This window comes from Salifodinibacter halophilus (assembly GCA_012999515.1).
In the GTDB taxonomy this organism is placed as follows: domain Bacteria; phylum Pseudomonadota; class Gammaproteobacteria; order Nevskiales; family Salinisphaeraceae; genus Salifodinibacter; species Salifodinibacter halophilus.
Genome location: JABEEB010000770.1, coordinates 1 through 234 on the forward strand (window position 1 = coordinate 1; position 234 = coordinate 234).

Sequence of the window (234 nt, forward strand, 5' to 3'; positions counted from 1 at the left end):
ACCGCGGCGGCGACTTCGCGCAGGCTGGCCATGCCGGCCGACTGCAGCTTGTCCAGGCGCAGCACCACGCGCTCGATGCGCTTGTCGTCCTTGGCCGCGTCCAGCGCGCGCACGATGTCGCGCAGCTGCACTTCCGGATTCTTGTCGCCCAGCGCGCGGTTGAGCGCGCGCGAGGCCGGGTCGGAGCTGTATTGCTCGACCAGCGCGCCTTCCGGCGCGATCACCAGGGTGGTG

1 protein-coding gene is annotated in these 234 nt (G+C 71.4%); it reads right to left on the minus strand.

Annotation, left to right across the window (positions count from 1 at the left end):
* Window positions 1-234, minus strand: a 234-nt coding sequence (locus tag HKX41_13665) for a signal peptide peptidase SppA (GenBank protein ID NNC25180.1), incomplete at both ends; no start/stop codon positions are given.